We start from the raw sequence: 17,079 nt of genomic DNA on the forward strand, positions 1-17,079 counted from the left end.
CGCCGCCGCTATACGCCTTTTTTGTTGCCCCATACCCAGGTATGAAGCTGCGGCAGCACATGCACGCCCCGCCATTCATCGTCCGCCATCGCAAGCCCGATCAGCCATTCATACCGCTCTACGAGATACGGCAGCATCAAGCGAGGTTCTGTCTCCGTCAAATTGCCGTTGCCGGCCTGGAGATAGAACGGCACATCCGCATATCGCTTGTGCACTGACTTCGCGTACACCAGATCCGTTTCATCGAATACAACGACCTTCAGGCAAAAGTCTCTCTCCTGCTCCAGCAGCCTCTCCACGATGTCGTCCAGAACGGCCCAATCCGTCGACATGCCGGAGCTTGGCGGCTTGGGCGACAGCGTCAGATCGTCAATATCGGCGAACCAAGGCTGCCACCGGCTGCCCTGCGTCTCCAGCGCTGCTTGGATGCCCCGCTCATGCAAGTCTCCGATCAATTCTCCAAGCTGCGGAAGCAGCGCGGGATTGCCGCCGGATATCGTCACATGGTCGAAGGAAGAACCCCCGACCCGCTCCAGCTCCTCGATCACCTCGCTCGCGGACAGCAGCCGAATCTCATCCTTGCCGGTGCCGTCCCATGTGAACGCGGAGTCGCACCAGGCGCACTGGTAGTCGCAGCCTGCTGTGCGGACGAACATCGTTTTGCGGCCGATGACCATGCCCTCTCCCTGTACCGTTGGCCCGAACACTTCCATGACCGGAATGCGTCTTGGACTACTCATGGGAAGCCGCCTTTCGCTTCGGACGGTAGATGCAATAGCTCGTAGGCGTCTCTCTCAAATAAACCTGGAGGCACGCCGGCTTGTTCGGCATGTCGTCGAGATAGCGCTGCACCAGCTCCCAGATCGTCCGGGCGACCACCTCCGTCGTCGGGAAGCGGTCCGGATTCGCGGCGTCGAAGCTTTCCGAATCGTCATTCAGCAGCGTATGATCGAACCGGCCGTGAATCAGCCCCTTAATTGTGGCGAAATTCACGAGAAAGCCGGATTCATCCAGCTCGTCTCCGGCAACGGTCACATTGGCGTAATACGTATGGCCATGAATCCGCTGGCACTTGCCCGCCGCTTCGGACGGCACAAAGTGGGCAGCGTCAAATTGAAAATCCTTATTCAGCTCATAGTGATAATCATGGGGCACAGACGGGTACATTTGCTGGAGCATCATATTCCCGCTCCCCCAGCACCGCGCGATGCCACATATTCCTCTAACCCTCTTTCGCGGAGCTGGCAAGCCGGACACTCACCGCAACCGTCGGCTTTGATGCCGTTGTAGCAGGTGAGCGTGCGCTCCCTAACAAAGTCGAACGCTCCCAGCTCGTCGGCGAGCGCCCACGTCTCCGCTTTATTCAGCCACATCAGCGGCGTATCGATAACAAAGTTATAATCCATGGACAAGTTAAGCGTCACGTTAAGAGACTTGATGAATACGTCACGGCAGTCGGGATAGCCGCTGAAGTCTGTCTCGCATACGCCGGTGACGATATGCCTCGCACCAATGCCCTTGGCCAGCACCGCTGCGAACGACAGGAACAGCAAATTGCGTCCGTCGACGAAGGTCGTCGGCAGCTCCCCGTCCTTCTGCTCAATATCGATTTCATCCCGGGTCAGCGCATTGGGCGCAAGCTGGTTCAGCAAGGACATATCCAGCACATGATGCTTGACCCCAAGCTCCCCCGCAATCTCTGCCGCACAATCGAGCTCCAGCTTATGTCGCTGCCCGTAGTTAAAGGTGACCGCCTCTACTTCGGCGAACCTCTCCAATGCCCAGAACAGGCAAGTCGTACTGTCTTGCCCGCCGCTGAATACCACAACGGCCTTTTCATTCTTCAACATGTTGTCTCCTCCCAAATTAGAGAAGGCGGAACTCCTCACCGGCCCCGACCGGAACCGGCGCATAGAAAAAAGAAACGGCGCCTCGGGTCCCTAAGCAGGAACGCGAATGCGCCGAACACAAAAACGACGATGCCCAAACAGAGGGCTACCGCTTTTCGTTTTAGTTTTTTATAGAGGGAGTTCGCGAACCTCTCCCGGCGCCACCCAAGCCTGCTGGCCTCGCTGCTGAGCCGGATTTTCTCTTCAATTGTTCACTCGTACTATAGCATAGTCGCTGGGGGATGCAAATAGCAATTATTTCACGCCAGCGCCGCAAGCGTGCGAACGGCATGCTCGATCAGCTCCGGAATATCCTCCATCTGCTCCTCGCCGATCCGTCGGCTGAAGCGGAGCTCTACCCGGTTGCGGTAACGTTCGCTATTCTCACCGAATACCCGGCTGAGCGTCTGGACGGGAACCTTCTCCGGCATCCAAATATCGGCGATACACCGTTCAATCTCCCGGCAGCGCGCCTCGAGGCCATCCGCCTCCACCTCGGTATGAAACAGGATAACGAGGCTGCAAGCGGCCTTTTCCCCCTGCAGCTCCAGTATCTCTGCCGACAGGTCGCGCAGCGACGTATCCAGCACCAGCTCGGCCGTTACGCCGTCTCCGCTCCCCGCAAGCCGGAAGGACACCGAGAACTCACGGGACATGACCGCCATGTCGAGTACATCCTTGCGGCCTGTAATATCAATGATCCGATCCAGGTTATCCAGATCGTACAATTCATTCTCGAAAGCGACCTTCAAATTATCGAATATGGTCGGGTCAAACATGCTGTATTCACCTCTTTATTTCATCCTGATTCAAGAAAATAGGGTCCCTTAATCAGGGACTTCCTTCTATTGTACCATGCCTCGCAAAATTACAGGCGTTCCAAGTTTGCGTTGGGCTTCCCTTTTTCCGTATACTTGTATATAGCAGATTGCTAGATCTCCTAATTCAATAGAGGTGACAGAGTGGACGATTTGAAGCAAGCTTACAAGGCAATGGGACTTAAGGAGCATGCATCCAAAGAAGAAGTGGAAAAACGCTATTCGACGCTAGTCAGGCGGGAGAAGACGCGGTCCAAGTCGGGAGACCCGGCCGGAGACGAGGAGTTTCGGCAGGTGACGGCCGCATACCGGCTCATCCTGGCCCGTGAGGACGAGAAGTACACGCAAGAGTTCAATGAAAAAGAATACGGCAAATACAAAAACATGGCGGGCAAAGCGCAAAAGCTGGATCACTTCTGGCGGTATTATAAGATTCATACGCTAGGCGCCATCGCACTGATCGGGGTTATTATCTATGGCATTATGAGCTATATCGATCATAAGGAGCATGAAAGATATTTGGCCAGCCTGCCGCCAATGGACCTGCAAGTGACGTTTATGGGCACCTTCATGGAAGAAAGCGGACAAGAAAAGGATCTTGTAATGAACGCATTAATGAAGCCGTTTCCAGAGTGGAAGAGATTGGAATACTCCACCATCTTCATCCCGCAGGACGAAATGAACCGGTATGCGTATTTGCAGAAGGCGCTCGTAACGCTTATGTCCGAGATTCCCGATCTATATTTGATGGACAAATATATGTTCGAGTGGCTTGGGCCGCAGGGGGCGCTCTTGCCGCTTGACGACCGCCCTGAGCTGGCCGCTTACGCGGACGGGGCGGCTGCCCTTGAACTGAAGACGGAGGATGACCCGGAAGGCTCTGTCTATGGCCTGGATTTGAGCAAGTCGGACTTGTTCAAGGATTTGCCAATGATGAAGATCGAGCTGATCGCCGGCGTCCGCGCCAACGCGGAGCGTCCTGACAACGCCGTGAAGTTTATTGAGCATTATGCGAAGACCATTCCCTCGCCGTAAGGGATACAACAAAGGGCAAGTCCATGACAGCAGCTGTGCTGCAATATGGACTTGCCCTTCTTCTATTCGTCAGTCCATTCCATGCAACGGACTACAGGCATCTCAGCGTGACTTCAATATCCTGATTGTAATTGCCGAAGTCTTTGCCGAACAGCGTTACGCCTCCGCAATTTTTCGCCGAAGCGCTGCAGGCGATCCGGAACAAAATCTCCTTGTCATAGGACAGGGACAACCCGTCGATCGTCACATCGGACACCTTCACGCCATCGATGAACGAGCCTTGGCGTGTCACGCGGATCGTCTTCATTAGCCCGTAATGGATGTTTTTGTACCACCAAGCCGGCGTATAGACCCCTCTTGCACCACCAAAGTCCCCAGGATATGTCCAAGTACCCACTTCCGTCCCGTTCACTGAAAATACGATGTCAGAGGGCAGATGGTTGACCGTGCAAGGCGTTTCCGAGCAAATCTCCAGCGAAATTTCCAGCGAATCCGGCTTTTCATTGCTGACCATATAATTAGGAATGCGATACTCCACGTACCCCGATCCGAACCAGATAACCCGTGCATGCACATGCTCCGGGTCAGCGAAATACCGGGGATCGTCGCACATACCGATCATCCTGTCGGCGGCGGCAAGTCCGCAAGTCGGCTTGACCTCGTAGGAAGCATAGGTGCCGACCGGCAAGGAGACGAAGTATCGGTTTTTATCCTCCGGCTTGGGCGCGCCCTTGAACAACAAGGTTGCCTGGCTAAGCTGCAAATAACATAGCTTCTGCATTCCCCGCTTGCCAGCTATGCTTTCGCTTCGGACGATGCCCGCCTCCTCCAGCATATGTATATGCCTGGTCACGATCGGAGACTTTATGTCTAGCGCTTCCGACAAGCTCTTGATGTTCATGGGCCTCTCGCCCAGCAGCTCGATCATTCGGACGCGTGTAGGAGAGGAGAAGCATTCCAAAAATCCCATGTTGCGGCTGCTCACTTCAATATCCATCCTGCAAAACCCTTTCCCTGTCATTACTCCATTTGCAGCTTCATTATATAACTTAAAAGTTAATCTAACAATAGAAGCCGTACAACTTGACAGCCCACACTCTATTCAATAAAATGAATCCCGAAAGGCCGTATTTTTCAGTTTAGTTAACCTAAAAGTTAATATTTAAAAGGAGGCGCGCTATGAATCCATTTCAATTTTACAACCCTACCCGCATCGTATTCGGTGAAGGGGCAGCCGATCAAATCGGAGAGCTGACCTCATCCTATGGACAGAAAGCCCTTCTCGTATACGGCGGAGGCAGCATCAAGAGCACTGGCTTGTACGAGCGCGCAGTCAAGCAATTAAAGGATGCCGGCGTTGCGATCTTCGAGCTCGCAGGCGTCGAGCCGAACCCGCGGCTGACTACGGTGAAGAAAGGCATACATATCTGCCGGGAGCACGGGATCGATATCATTCTGGCGATTGGCGGCGGCAGCGTCATCGACGCATCCAAGGCCATTGCGGCGGGCGCGCTGTATGACGGCGATGTATGGGATTTCTTCACGCACAAAGCTTCGATCCAGCAAGCGCTTCCCATTGGCACGGTCCTGACCCTTGCGGCTACCGGCTCGGAGATGAATGGCAATACCGTCATTTCCAACTGGGAAGAGAAGCTGAAGCGTGGAAGCGGCAGCCCTCATCTGTATCCGAAGTTTTCGATCCTTGATCCGACGCTGACCTACACTGTGCCTCGCAATCATACCGTGTACGGCTCGGTCGATATTATGTCGCATGTATTCGAGCAGTACTTCAGCAAAACAACCAATACGCCGCTGCAAGAAAGATTCTGCGAATCTATCCTGCAGACGGTGATCGAGAATGTAGAGCCCGCCACCGCCAATCCGGCGGACGCTGCCGCAAGAGCCAACCTCATGTGGTGCGGGACTATGGCGCTGAACGGCGGACAGATCAGCCTTGGCATGGCCAATGACTGGGCCTCACACGGCATCGAGCATGAAGTGAGCGCCATCTACGATATTCCCCATGGCGCCGGCCTTGCCATCATCTTCCCAAACTGGATGCGTTATGTGTACCAGGAGCGGATCGACCGATTCGTTCAGTATGCGGTCCGCGTATGGGGCGTTGACCCTGCCGGCAAATCGGACGACGAGATCGCCCTAGCGGGCATCCAGGCTACTCGCGACTTCTTCACGCGCATCGGCGCGGAATCCAAGCTCGCGGACTTCGGCATCGGTGAGGATCAGCTCGATCGGATGGCTGAGGAAGCGGTTCGTTACGGCGATATCGGCTCGTTTAAGCGTCTCGGCAGGAACGATGTTCGTGAAATTTTGCGCATGTCCCTATAATGAATCCCTATTAACGAGAGGAGCACTCCATCATGACAAAAGCGTTGACAGAAAGCTATACCTTAAGCAATGGCGTTGACATGCCGAAGTTCGGCCTCGGCGTATGGAAAGTAGCGGATGACGTAGCCGCATCTACCGTACAAGCGGCAATTGAAGCGGGTTACCGCAGCATCGATACGGCGGCAGCCTACCAGAACGAAGTCGGCACAGGCGCCGGCGTTCGCGCCAGCGGCGTAGCGCGCGATCAATTGTTCGTCACGACCAAGATCTGGAATGCCGAGCAAGGCTATGATACGACGCTCGCAGCGTTCCAAGCCAGCCTGGACAAGCTGCAGATGGACTATGTCGATCTCATTCTTATTCACTGGCCAGTGAAAGGCAAATACAAGGATACTTGGAGAGCGCTTGAGAAAATATACAGTGAAGGCAAAGCCCGCGCTATCGGCGTAAGCAACTTCCAGATCCATCATCTGGAGGACCTTATTGAATCGAGCGAAGTCGTTCCAATGGTCAACCAAGTGGAATACCACCCGCTACTGACGCAAGTCGACCTCCATGCGTTCTGCCAGGAGCATAACATCCGTCTTACGGCGTGGAGCCCGCTCATGCAAGGCAACCTGGATCTGCCGCTGCTCGCCGAGATCGGGGCAAAATACGGCAAGTCCCCTGCACAGGTTGTATTGCGCTGGGATCTCCAGCAAGGTGTCGTGACGATTCCGAAAACGACAACGCCTTCCCGCCTGGTCGAGAACGCAGACATCTTCGACTTCGCATTGACCGAAGAGGAAGTCGCGCAAATCTCGGCGCTGAACAACAACCAGCGCTTTGGTCCGGACCCTGACAATTTCAATTTCTAATAATCTTCGTTACCAAGCGGCGCCGAAGCATGATGCTTCGGCGCTGTTGCTGTATTCCCACAGGAATGCCGGAAGGACTACCGTCTGATTCCGGGTCCAAATTTCCGGCTTTGCGCAAGCATAGATGAATATAGTAACCTAGTAGGAATAGATATCATATAGAAGAAGATTTTATCCTCTTATTCTATTGTCGGATGAGCCGTTCAGGGAAGAAGCAGAAATCAGAAGGAATCACGCCTGCTTATGTACCGAATAGTGCTAAAGTCCCCACCCATTCCGCAAGTCATGCCTTTTCATCATCAATGAAACGATTATCCTGTAAATAATTCACAGAACGTCCTTGTTGTTCAAAGGAAAAGTGCAAACGTTTGTCGAATGTTTGCTAGAGCAATTCGCGAAGGAGGAGCGCTGGTGGATATAAAGTCAAAAGCCCGTATCTCGGGCCTGTTGGAATCCCCCGAATGGACAAAAGAGATGGAGGCCTATCGTACGATATTGGAGCGGGAGACCCATCAGCCCCTGCCGAACGAAATGTTCCTCGATTATGCCAAGCAGCTCTCCGACAAGGAGAAGCTGACGATGGCGCTAACATTGGAATTCCCCTTTGCCAGGCGCGAACTTCGCAAGTGGCCGGATATGCTGTTCGTGAAGCTGCTTCGGACCTATGTGCAGCAAGCTCCCGGCAATATCGCCCTGAAGCGCCGGATGATGTTGACTGTGCTTCAGAAGCTGCCTTACAAACAGGATGAAGATTGGCCCCCGCTTGCCGCCCTGCTCGACGAGCAAGAGAAGCGGCTGGAGACCGAGGGATTTTGGTCCCACTACTGGACACTCTATTTCCACCCCGGCAAATCGGAGGAGCATGATCTCTGGCTTCTGGAAATGAAAAAGCTGGAGGAGCGCTGGCTGCAGACCGGTGATGCCGATCTGTTGGGGGAGCTGCCGACGGAAGCGGAAGCTCCCGAAGAGGAGCATACGGACCATGCAAAGCTGGATAAGAAAATCAAAATACTCGGTGATTTATATAAAAAAGAAAGCTCGACGCGGCAGAGACTGGAGCATGACCTCGTCCAGAAGAACAAGCTGATCAGGATGAAGTCGAAGGAAATGGAGCTGTTGGAGGAGGAAATCGAGCGCTTGAGAGATGAAGCGGAGCAAGCTGCTGACATGATTATCCAGCAGCAGAGCACCCAGACGGAGCGAGATCGCCACTGGAAGCAAGAGCAGGCGGATTGGCTGGAGGAACGCCACCATTTCATGGAGCAGATTCGCGCGCTGAACCAGCAGAATAAGCGTCTGGAGCGCACCATCGAGGATCAGAAGAAAGATCTCGATTATCAGGAGAAGGACAAGGCGAATTTGAAGCAGGCCATATCCGATGTGCGGAACCAGCTGACCAGCCCGGAATCCATCGCAAAGCTGCTGTCTCACAGCATCGAGATGGAGCTTGCCTCGGTCGCACAGTCCATACCGGCGTCGCGCAATGATGATTCGCGGCATACCGCCCTCGCCTCCCGCAACCGCATGCGCAAGGCGCTGGATTTGCTGGATGCGCTAGACCAGTATCTCATGCTGAATACACTTCCGATTGAAGAAGTTCAGCCCCTTCGGAATAAACAGACTGTCGAGCCAATCGTCTGCGAGGAGCTGGAACCAGAGGTGCAAGCGGAGGATTCCCATCCGCTGTTGCATGTGCAGCCTTCGCCGAACTCGTTGTACGGCACCTTCTTCCGCCGCGATCATGGCGGGTTTATTCGACTGGAAAGCGGCGAATCGTTCAACATTACGGAATCGCTTGTCCAGCAGCATGAGCTCCAGCACGAGGCCGAGATGCTGTGTACGCCGGTCAAGCAGGATGGCAAGTCGCTGTATTACGATTTGCAGCTGCTTTTTCAAGGAGACGATGCGTTCTCCCCCATCCATCAATTTGACGGCTATATCGAGACGGGCGAAGGCCATCTCTGGTTCTGCGTCGATATGAACGATCCGTCCAACCGCTATCAAATTCATTACAAAGATATCGAAATTCAGAAGCCTGCGCATGGCGATCCCTGCTCCTTCAACGTTGCTGAGGGCAGCCATATCGCGCGTTTGACTAAGCTTTACCGCCTGCAGGGCGAAGTCCTGACAGCCGACGCAGGCAAAACAAAGCCTGTGCACCCGGCACAGGCTGAGCAATCCGCATCGAAGAAAAACAAAGAAAAAAGAAAATCGCTTATGTCCAAGGAGCAGCCGACGCCTTTCCTGCAAGACTGCCTCATTACCATCGTCGGAGGCGTCCGCAAGTGGTTCGAGCATGTCGTTCACGAAAGCGGCGCCGAGCTGGCGCATGATACCGGCGACCATCCGGAGCGTGTCGCGGCAGAATTGCGCCGCTCGCAAGCGCTATTCCTGCTCATCACCTCCACATCCCATCGGGCGACGTGGGACGGTATCGACATTGCGAAGATGTATGGCATTCCACACTTTGTCATACAGGGCTCCAAGTCCAATCTGCGGTCCTTGCTATGGGACCATCGCGAGATGATCAGCAAAGCCAACCGCTAGGCATGTAGCCGCTTCCAGTAGGCTACATGCCTAGCGGAAGCCATTTCAGAAACTGCTGAATATGTTCGTCCCAATAGGCCCAGCTATGTCCGCCCGGCCCATCCTTGTAAGTCAGCTTGTAATCGGTCTTCTCGCATGCATCGCGGAAGGCCTTGTTGCCGTTGTATAAGAAATCCTCGGTGCCGCAGCATTGGTATAGAAGCGGATTTGGCCCATTCTGTCCGGAAGCAGACTGCCCCAGCAGCGCAAGCAAGTCATCATCCGTCCCCTGAACCTCCTTGTCACCGAAGATCAGCTTGAAGATGCGGTTAAAGTCCCCAACTTCCCTCACATGCGCCGCAATATCAAGCGCTCCGGAGAAGCTTCCCGCCGCAGCAAACCGGTCAGGATGGCGCAGCGCCCACTTGAATGCGCCGTAGCCGCCCATCGATAGACCCGCCACAAAGTTATCTTCCCTTGCTTCAGAGAGCGGAAAGAAGGAGCGCGCCACAGCCGGCAGTTCTTCCGTCAAGAATGTCCAGTAAGCCTCCCCATATTCCATATCCGTATAAAAGCTGCGATGCACATTAGGCATTACAACCGCTAGTCCATGCTCAGCCACATACCGTTCGATCGAAGTCCGTCTGACCCAGATGGAATCATCATCTGATAAGCCATGCAACAGAAACAATGTCTTGTGCTTCCCGGCAGCAGCGGTATTGTCCATTCCGATCTGCGACCTTGTAGCCTGGGGCAGAATAACAGTCATAGACGTGCTCATGCCTAGCGTTTCCGAATAAAATCGACAAGTAAGAAGAGCCATTTGTATCCCCCTCGAAAGTGTTATCAATGGAGCTAATCGTAATGTAGCATAAGATTAATAAATTTTCATGTTTTTCTCATAAACGCTCATAATCGCAGAATGACGCTGGATTATCATTCTCATACAGGAAAATAGGCCCTGTTTCACTATGCTATAGTGTGGATACATCACGAAACAAGAAGGGATTAACTGAACAACATGAGAAACAGCAATCTGCTTAAAACCATCGTAAAAATCGGAACATGCGGAGCCATCGCCTGGTCTGCTCTCACCTTTGGAACAGCTGGCGACAAAGCTCATGCAGCTACACCGACTTCGACCGAACTCATCGCATCGAGCAAGGAATTCATAGGTACCCCTTACAAATTCGGGGCAAAAGCCGGAAGCACCGCTTCCTTCGACTGCTCCTCCTTTACGCAATACATATTCAAGTCCTTTAAAGTGTGGCTGCCGCGCACATCCGCCGCACAAGCAAGCATGGGCACCAAAGTAGACAAAGCCTCCCTGAGCATGGGCGACCTTATCTTCTACAAGACAAACGGCAAATCCATCAGCCATGTCGCCATCTATGCGGGCAACAACAAAATCATTCATAGCTCCAGCAGCCAAGGTGTGACGATCACCAACATGAACTCCAGCTACTGGAAAGGCAAATATGTAACAGCAAGACGCGTGCTTTAATAGACCCATCACCTAAAAAAGCCTTCATCCCGCTAGCGCCAGCGGGTTGAAGGCTCTTTCTATAATTACACTAATGACGAATTATCACTGTCCATTACAGGCTGATGCGCAGCCAGCTGTCGCTTCTTCCCTCGACGTAGCGGCTGTACTTATGCTTGCCCGCGATCCCTTCCAGTCCCAGCTTCCCGGCAGCTTCGTATACGGCAAAGCCGTCCCGCTCCCAATGCCTCATTTTGACATAATAATGATTGTCCTCAAGCAGCGAATCCAGCAGATTCCTGCGGCTTATAAGCGGCAAGTTGCGCAGATCGACGCCATTGTACATGAGGATATCAAATACGAAATAAATAACCGGCAGCGTCTTACGGGCTTCCCTGATCCGGGGAATGCCCTTCATGCGAAATCTCTCTTGCAGCCGGGCAAAATCTGTGCGCCCTGTCTCCGGGTCCAGACAGGCGACTTCTCCGTCCAGCACGACGTCCGCAGGCCTGTTGAGCGGCACATTATGTAGCTCCGGATATTGAGCTGTTGTATCGTTGCCGTGCCGGGTCAACAGCGTTACTTTTCCTGCCGTCATATGAAGCTGCAGCCGCTGGCCGTCAACGATTGGCTCGAACCAGTAATGGCGATCCTCAAACGGCTCCATTTTCTCCGTCATCAACATCGGTTGTATGAACATAGCCTCTTCCTCCCGTATTCCCCATCTTATCATGAATCTATACGTGAATTCGTCGGTAAATACAGGTGGGATTAGCGAATAATCCTTTTTTGGATGCGCATAATAGCTTCAGAGCGAATGCTAGCAAAGAAGCTTAGTCTTCGCCACACGATTGAAGGAGGCTGAATTAAGATGGCAAACCAAAGCAGCAGCAACAACCTGGTCGTTCCCCAAGCGCGTGCCGCGCTGGAGCAAATGAAATATGAAGTAGCGCAAGAGCTGGGTATCCAGCTTCCGCAAGACGGCTACTATGGCAATATGACGACCCGCGACATGGGCTCCATCGGCGGTTACATCACACGACGTCTCGTGCAAATTGCCGAGCAACAGCTCGCAGGCCGCCGCTAGACCGGCAGCTCGATGCAATCGGCACGAACTGCTCACTGGCGGACATATCCGGCAGAGCGTCTACATATAAGACCAGTATCCGATCAACCGTATACTTGCTTATAGTTGCCTGGATCAGAGAGCGCCGCTGCGCTCTCTTTTTTCATTTCTCCTTTCCTTTGTGTGCAAAAATCGGTAAAATGGGATAGAGTTGTCCTTGCTACATACGAACCTTGTTATTTTATAAGAGAAAGGAATATCCCAATATGATCATTCAACCGAAAACGCGCGGCTTTATTTGCACAACAGCGCATCCGCAAGGCTGTGCTGCCCAAGTTCAGCGTCAAATCGATTACGTAAAGGGTAAACCAACTATTCAAGGCCCACGCAACGTTCTAGTCGTGGGCGCATCCACTGGCTATGGACTGGCTTCCCGTATCGTTGCAGCATTCGGCTCCGGCGCGAACACCGTTGGCGTATACTTTGACAAAGCGGCGGAAGGCGCGCGCACCGCTAGCGCAGGCTGGTACAATTCCGCAGCTTTCGAGGAAGCCGCAAGCGAGCAAGGAACGAAATCATACAGCATCGTAGGCGACGCATTCTCCGACGAGATTAAAGCCAAAACCATCGACCTGATCCGCACAGAGCTAGGCCAGATCGATCTGGTTGTGTACAGCGTTGCATCTCCGCGCCGCACGCATCCCAAGACAGGAGAAGTATTCTCCTCCGTCATCAAGCCGCTAGGCGAGACGTATACGAACAAAACCGTCAACTTCCACAGCGGCGAAGTGTCACAGGCGACGATTGAGCCGGCTACAGAAGATGAGCTTCGCCAGACGATTGCCGTTATGGGCGGCGAGGACTGGCAGATGTGGATCGACGAGCTTCAGGCTGCTGGCGTTCTGGCAGAAGACGCTACAACGGTCGCATATTCCTATATCGGACCTGAAATAACGCATGCCGTCTATCGCGAAGGAACCATTGGCGCAGCGAAAAACGACCTGGAAGCAACAGCACACAACCTGAACAAGCAGCTTGGCGAATCCGGCGGACGCGCATTCGTATCCGTGAACAAAGCGCTTGTCACGCAGTCCAGCTCCGCGATCCCTGTCGTGCCGTTGTACATCTCCGCATTGTACAAAGTCATGAAAGAAAAGGGACTGCATGAAGGCTGTATCGAGCAAATGTACCGTCTATTCTCCGAGCGGTTGTACGGCGAAGGCAAGACGCTTGTCGACGATAAAGGGCTAATCCGTGTTGACGACTGGGAGATGCGCCCGGAAATTCAACAGGAAGTGGCTAGACTATGGACCGATCTGACTACTGAGAATGTATATGATCTGTCTGATCTTAAAGGCTACCGCCGCGAATTCTTCCAGCTGTTCGGCTTCGAGACGGACGGCATCAACTACGAAGCGGACGCCAATCCTGATGTAGCCATTAAGAACTTGAAATAAAACACATAGACAGCGAAGGCGCTGAGAGCGGAACCTTGTGGTCCGCGCTCAGCGCTTTGATATGACTGATTAATTGGAGGACAGAACGTTGAAAAACATCAAAATTTTCTCAGGTTCATCGAACCCTGAGCTTGCACGCAAAGTATGCGAACAACTAGACCTGCCACTTGGCAAATCCGCCATCTCCCGGCTGCAAAGCGGAGAGATTCATGTATCCTATGAAGAGTCGCTGCGCAACCATCATGTATTCCTGATTCAATCGCTTTCGCATCCGGTCAACGAGAATCTCGTTGAACTGCTTGTTATGATTGACGCAGCCAAGCGCGCGTCGGCGAAATCAATCAATATCGTGATGCCGTACTACGGCTATGCGCGTCAGGAACGGAAATCCGCTCCACGTGAACCAATCTCGGCCAAAATGGTTGCCGATGTACTGACAACCGTTGGCGCTGACCGCATCATTACCGTAGATTTGCATGCCGATCCGATCCAAGGCTTCTTCAAGATTACGGTCGACCATCTGACCGCTCTGGATATGATCATCGATTACTTGCGTGAGAAATCGATCAAAAATCCCGTTGTCGTCTCCCCGGATGCCGGACGCGCGACAACAGCTGAGAAGCTGGCGGGCTTGCTCGATTGCCCATTTGCGATCATGATCAAAAACCGACCTGCGCACAACCAATCCGAAATTACCCATATTATCGGTGAAGTTGAAGGCATGACGCCGATCATTATCGAGGATTTGATCGATACCGGCAGCACGATCGTCAACGTTGTCGAGGCGCTCAAAAAACGCGGCGCCGAAGACGCGTTCATCTGCGCAACGCATGGCCTGTTCTCCGAAAATGCGGTCGATAAGCTCAGTCACCCGAACATTCAGGAAGTCGTCATTACCGATACGATCGCGCTGGAGCGTGAGCGTCCGGACAACTTTATCATCCTGCCGATGGCTCCATTGCTCGGCACCGCCATTCGAATCATTACAGAGGGCGGCTCCATCGCCACACTGTTCAAGTCCGAATAACCCAAAGAACCTTCGCGCCGAACGAAAGTTGCGGTACGAAGGTTCTTTTTATGAGCTGCGCCCGACTGTCCGCCTAATCTGACTGAAGATGCTTTTTCGCAAATGCGACTTCCCGGCGCAGTCCTTCCGCCAGCCCGATCTTCGGTGAATAGCCAAGCAGCCGCTCTGCTTTCGATATATCCGCCCACGTATGCAGTGGCTCCCCGACAAGCCCGCCCGCATGAATGATCTGCGTCGGCTTCCCTGTCATCCACTCCAGCATCTCGATAATTTCATTAATAGATGCCCGCTCTTTGCCTCCGATATTAATCGTCTCGCCGATCACACCGCCTGCTTCCGCAACGGCGGCAGTCGCTTCTGCACAATCACCCACATACGTGAAATCACGCGTTTGCGTCCCGTCTCCGTATAAAGTGATCGGCTGGTTGTTCAAGATCTGACGGATAAAGCGATGAAAGGCCATATCCGACCGCTGGCGAGGCCCATATACCGTAAAATAACGCAAAATTACAACCGGAACGCCTTCATTTCGCCAGTAAACCCGGCATAGGTGCTCGCCTGTCAGCTTGGAAACACCGTAAGGAGATAACGGCGAAGGCATGGCATCTTCGGATACCTTGCCCGTCACCTCCCCATAGACCGAAGAGGTAGAGATATAGACAAACTTTTTCAGCGGCTTTCCTTTGCAAGCTTCCAGCAGCCGCTGCGTCACATTAATATTGTTCGTCACATAATGTCCGAAATCCGCTCCCCAGCTATTGCGCACGCCAGGTATCCCTGCCAGATGGTAGACAATGTCCACATCTTTCAATACTTCATCCCAATCGATATCAAGAAGATTTTCCCCTCGGAAGGTAAACCTCGAATGATCTATAATCTCATCCAAATTCCGACTCCCAATCACCTTCAGCTCATCGCGCAGCAATGCGTCAATGCCGATAACCTCATGCTCTTCCCGCTCCAGCAGCTTCTCGCATAAATGAGACCCGACGAAGCCCGCCGCACCCGTAACTACAATTTTCATAGCCGTCCAACCCCCACATAGCGAAGTCCGGCCTCTTCAACTGCTTTTCTGTTTAGTACATTGCGCCCATCCAGCACCACAGATCCCCTCATTCGCTTCACGACTTGCTCCCAGTCCGCTCGAATGAATTCCTCCCAGCCAGTAGCAATAATGACCGCATCAGCGCCTTCAACCGCCGCCAAAGCGCTCTCCTTCCACTCGACGCCGGTTATAGGCGGTGCCGCAAGCGGATCATAGGCTGTCAGCACGCAGTCCTTCTTCGCCAAACCTTCCATCAAAGCTACCGCCCGAGAGTAACGCAAATCATCTGTGTTTTCTTTAAAAGTCGCGCCCCATACAGCAATATGCCTGGTCCCGTCTAATCCGCCCAGAATCTTCTCAAGCTTGCGTATATACACGTCCAGCTGCGTGTCATTCACTTCCGCGACAGCCCGCAGCAGCTTAAGCGGCTCGTTTTGGGAAGCTGCTGCCGCCATCAGCGCTTGCACATCCTTGGGCAGGCATGAGCCGCCGTAGCCAATGCCTGCCTGCAGGAACTTTTCCCCGATTCGGCTATCCTTGCCGATACCCTTTGCAACGTCCATAATATCCGCGCCAAATGCGTCGCACACTCGTGCCAGCTCATTAATAAAGGACAATTTTGTGGCCAGAAATGCATTGGAGCCGTACTTAATCAACTCGGCTTCCGTTCTGCCTGTAATGATCGTCTTTGCTTCAATTCCGCTATATAGCGACTGAACAATTCCCGCTGCCGCTTCATTTTGCGTTCCGATTACAATCCGATCGGGATGGAACGTATCGTAGATAGCCGTCCCCTCGCGCAAAAACTCCGGATTCGAGACTACTTCAAATTGCTCTCTAGATACGCCTTTTTCGATCAAGAATGACTCCGCCCACTCTCCCGTTCCAGGTGGAACTGTGCTTTTCATAATAATAATTTTAGGATCGCTGAGCGCGCCTGCAATATCGTTCAACACGCTTCTGACGAAGACGAGATCGGCTGAGCCATCCGTCGCGGATGGCGTCCCTACTGCAATCATAATGACTTCATTACGCCTCACCGTTTCCTCCACATCATCGCGGAAGAACAACCGATTGCCGGCTCGGTGACGATCCACCAATTCCTCCAGCCCTGGCTCGTAAATCGGAATGATGCCGTTATTCAGTCGTTCAACCTTCTCTTTGTCGCGATCCACGCAATAGACCACATGCCCAAGCTCCGCCAACACGGCTGCCGTCGTCAGCCCGACATAACCGGCGCCGATAATTCCAATGTTCATGAAGCTGCATCCTCTCTTCGCAACCTTAACTGTACAGTATCATGTGCATCAGAGAGTTCAAGTGAAACGGCGTTTAACAGGGCTGATTTACAAAACTTTTGGGAACATGCTTAAGAACAAGCTGCATCCATGTCCATATATGAATATATACAGCGCCAAAACAAGCTGCATCGGGGATCCATACAAATACAGCATTACCACGACAAAACTTCATCCAGAATGATGCATACCCTATTCATACATAGGGTTTCAATGAAGTTTCAATCGTCTA

At 52.9% G+C, this 17,079-nt stretch carries 17 protein-coding genes and 1 riboswitch; of the genes, 8 read left to right on the forward strand and 9 right to left on the reverse strand.

The window, feature by feature from the left end; genetic code table 11:
• Positions 1-8: 8 nt before the first annotated feature.
• The 4 genes from queE to AC0YNW_RS18625 form a co-directional block, all read right to left on the reverse strand.
• Complete coding sequence (gene queE, locus AC0YNW_RS18610) at positions 9-740, reverse strand: 7-carboxy-7-deazaguanine synthase QueE (protein ID WP_475833216.1); 732 nt, start codon at positions 738-740, stop codon at positions 9-11.
• Complete coding sequence (gene queD, locus AC0YNW_RS18615; protein WP_475833546.1) at positions 733-1,179, reverse strand: 6-carboxytetrahydropterin synthase QueD; 447 nt, start codon at positions 1,177-1,179, stop codon at positions 733-735. The genes queE and queD overlap by 8 nt, the downstream gene beginning before the upstream one ends.
• Positions 1,179-1,847: a 7-cyano-7-deazaguanine synthase QueC gene (gene queC, locus AC0YNW_RS18620; RefSeq protein WP_475833547.1), complete on the reverse strand. Its 669-nt coding sequence runs from the start codon at positions 1,845-1,847 to the stop codon at positions 1,179-1,181. Before queC ends, queD begins: the two co-directional genes overlap by 1 nt.
• Positions 1,848-2,004: 157 nt before the next feature.
• Positions 2,005-2,048, reverse strand: a riboswitch (PreQ1 riboswitch).
• A gap of 101 nt (positions 2,049-2,149) precedes the next feature.
• Positions 2,150-2,668 (reverse strand): hypothetical protein, encoded by a 519-nt coding sequence (locus AC0YNW_RS18625; protein ID WP_475833217.1) that lies wholly within the window; start codon positions 2,666-2,668, stop codon positions 2,150-2,152.
• A gap of 183 nt (positions 2,669-2,851) precedes the next feature.
• Between AC0YNW_RS18625 and AC0YNW_RS18630 the strand changes: the two genes are divergently transcribed.
• Positions 2,852-3,742 carry a J domain-containing protein gene (locus tag AC0YNW_RS18630; RefSeq protein ID WP_475833218.1) on the forward strand — a complete coding sequence of 297 codons (891 nt, stop codon included), beginning with the start codon at positions 2,852-2,854 and terminating at the stop codon, positions 3,740-3,742.
• Positions 3,743-3,833: 91 nt separating this feature from the next.
• On the opposite strand, the gene AC0YNW_RS18635 is transcribed toward AC0YNW_RS18630, so the two are convergent.
• Positions 3,834-4,739 (reverse strand): ArsR/SmtB family transcription factor, encoded by a 906-nt coding sequence (locus tag AC0YNW_RS18635; RefSeq protein ID WP_475833219.1) that lies wholly within the window; start codon positions 4,737-4,739, stop codon positions 3,834-3,836.
• Positions 4,740-4,921: 182 nt separating this feature from the next.
• On the opposite strand from AC0YNW_RS18635, the gene AC0YNW_RS18640 reads away from it, so the two are divergent.
• The 3 genes from AC0YNW_RS18640 to AC0YNW_RS18650 all read left to right on the forward strand — a co-directional run bounded on the left by AC0YNW_RS18640 (position 4,922) and on the right by AC0YNW_RS18650 (position 9,492).
• Positions 4,922-6,088, forward strand: coding sequence for an iron-containing alcohol dehydrogenase (locus tag AC0YNW_RS18640; RefSeq protein WP_475833220.1), 1,167 nt, complete (start codon positions 4,922-4,924; stop codon positions 6,086-6,088).
• Positions 6,089-6,120: 32 nt separating this feature from the next.
• Positions 6,121-6,945, forward strand: coding sequence for an aldo/keto reductase (locus tag AC0YNW_RS18645; protein WP_475833221.1), 825 nt, complete (start codon positions 6,121-6,123; stop codon positions 6,943-6,945).
• Positions 6,946-7,356: 411 nt separating this feature from the next.
• Entirely contained in the window at positions 7,357-9,492 is a 2,136-nt protein-coding gene (locus tag AC0YNW_RS18650) for a hypothetical protein (protein WP_475833222.1), read from the forward strand.
• A gap of 22 nt (positions 9,493-9,514) precedes the next feature.
• Here the strand turns inward: AC0YNW_RS18650 and AC0YNW_RS18655 are convergent, their stop codons facing one another.
• The gene (locus AC0YNW_RS18655; protein ID WP_475833223.1) at positions 9,515-10,294 is read right to left on the reverse strand and encodes an alpha/beta hydrolase; all 780 of its coding nucleotides are present in this window, start codon (positions 10,292-10,294) and stop codon (positions 9,515-9,517) included.
• 198 nt (positions 10,295-10,492) lie between these two features.
• Between AC0YNW_RS18655 and AC0YNW_RS18660 the strand changes: the two genes are divergently transcribed.
• The gene (locus tag AC0YNW_RS18660; RefSeq protein ID WP_475833224.1) at positions 10,493-10,975 is read left to right on the forward strand and encodes a C40 family peptidase; all 483 of its coding nucleotides are present in this window, start codon (positions 10,493-10,495) and stop codon (positions 10,973-10,975) included.
• 94 nt (positions 10,976-11,069) lie between these two features.
• Here AC0YNW_RS18660 and AC0YNW_RS18665 read toward each other — a convergent pair whose 3' ends face one another.
• The gene (locus AC0YNW_RS18665) at positions 11,070-11,654 is read right to left on the reverse strand and encodes an ATP-dependent DNA ligase (protein ID WP_475833225.1); all 585 of its coding nucleotides are present in this window, start codon (positions 11,652-11,654) and stop codon (positions 11,070-11,072) included.
• A gap of 171 nt (positions 11,655-11,825) precedes the next feature.
• Here AC0YNW_RS18665 and AC0YNW_RS18670 point away from each other — a divergent pair, with 171 nt between their 5' ends.
• The 3 genes from AC0YNW_RS18670 to AC0YNW_RS18680 all read left to right on the forward strand — a co-directional run bounded on the left by AC0YNW_RS18670 (position 11,826) and on the right by AC0YNW_RS18680 (position 14,504).
• Positions 11,826-12,041, forward strand: a complete 216-nt coding sequence (locus AC0YNW_RS18670; RefSeq protein WP_387476084.1) for an alpha/beta-type small acid-soluble spore protein — start codon at positions 11,826-11,828, stop codon at positions 12,039-12,041.
• 245 nt (positions 12,042-12,286) lie between these two features.
• The gene (fabV, locus tag AC0YNW_RS18675; RefSeq protein WP_387476082.1) at positions 12,287-13,477 is read left to right on the forward strand and encodes an enoyl-ACP reductase FabV; all 1,191 of its coding nucleotides are present in this window, start codon (positions 12,287-12,289) and stop codon (positions 13,475-13,477) included.
• A gap of 88 nt (positions 13,478-13,565) precedes the next feature.
• Positions 13,566-14,504, forward strand: coding sequence for a ribose-phosphate diphosphokinase (locus AC0YNW_RS18680; RefSeq protein WP_387476080.1), 939 nt, complete (start codon positions 13,566-13,568; stop codon positions 14,502-14,504).
• 73 nt (positions 14,505-14,577) lie between these two features.
• On the opposite strand, the gene AC0YNW_RS18685 is transcribed toward AC0YNW_RS18680, so the two are convergent.
• Complete coding sequence (locus AC0YNW_RS18685) at positions 14,578-15,528, reverse strand: NAD-dependent epimerase/dehydratase family protein (RefSeq protein ID WP_475833226.1); 951 nt, start codon at positions 15,526-15,528, stop codon at positions 14,578-14,580.
• On the reverse strand, positions 15,525-16,808 hold the full coding sequence (locus AC0YNW_RS18690) for a UDP-glucose dehydrogenase family protein (protein WP_475833227.1): 1,284 nt from the start codon (positions 16,806-16,808) through the stop codon (positions 15,525-15,527). Before AC0YNW_RS18690 ends, AC0YNW_RS18685 begins: the two co-directional genes overlap by 4 nt.
• Positions 16,809-17,079 lie beyond the last annotated feature (271 nt).

It is taken from the genome of Paenibacillus sp. J31R120 (assembly GCF_056269225.1).

Coding starts and splice junctions, on each gene's coding strand:
- queE (WP_475833216.1), bottom strand. CDS start 740: ATGAGTAGTCCAAGACGCATTCCGGTCATGGAAGTGTTCGGGCCAACG.
- queD (WP_475833546.1), bottom strand. CDS start 1,179: ATGCTCCAGCAAATGTACCCGTCTGTGCCCCATGATTATCACTATGAG.
- AC0YNW_RS18625 (WP_475833217.1), bottom strand. CDS start 2,668: ATGTTTGACCCGACCATATTCGATAATTTGAAGGTCGCTTTCGAGAAT.
- AC0YNW_RS18635 (WP_475833219.1), bottom strand. CDS start 4,739: ATGGATATTGAAGTGAGCAGCCGCAACATGGGATTTTTGGAATGCTTC.
- AC0YNW_RS18640 (WP_475833220.1), top strand. CDS start 4,922: ATGAATCCATTTCAATTTTACAACCCTACCCGCATCGTATTCGGTGAA.
- AC0YNW_RS18645 (WP_475833221.1), top strand. CDS start 6,121: ATGACAAAAGCGTTGACAGAAAGCTATACCTTAAGCAATGGCGTTGAC.
- AC0YNW_RS18655 (WP_475833223.1), bottom strand. CDS start 10,294: ATGGCTCTTCTTACTTGTCGATTTTATTCGGAAACGCTAGGCATGAGC.
- AC0YNW_RS18660 (WP_475833224.1), top strand. CDS start 10,493: ATGAGAAACAGCAATCTGCTTAAAACCATCGTAAAAATCGGAACATGC.
- AC0YNW_RS18665 (WP_475833225.1), bottom strand. CDS start 11,654: ATGTTCATACAACCGATGTTGATGACGGAGAAAATGGAGCCGTTTGAG.
- AC0YNW_RS18670 (WP_387476084.1), top strand. CDS start 11,826: ATGGCAAACCAAAGCAGCAGCAACAACCTGGTCGTTCCCCAAGCGCGT.
- fabV (WP_387476082.1), top strand. CDS start 12,287: ATGATCATTCAACCGAAAACGCGCGGCTTTATTTGCACAACAGCGCAT.
- AC0YNW_RS18685 (WP_475833226.1), bottom strand. CDS start 15,528: ATGAAAATTGTAGTTACGGGTGCGGCGGGCTTCGTCGGGTCTCATTTA.
- AC0YNW_RS18690 (WP_475833227.1), bottom strand. CDS start 16,808: ATGAACATTGGAATTATCGGCGCCGGTTATGTCGGGCTGACGACGGCA.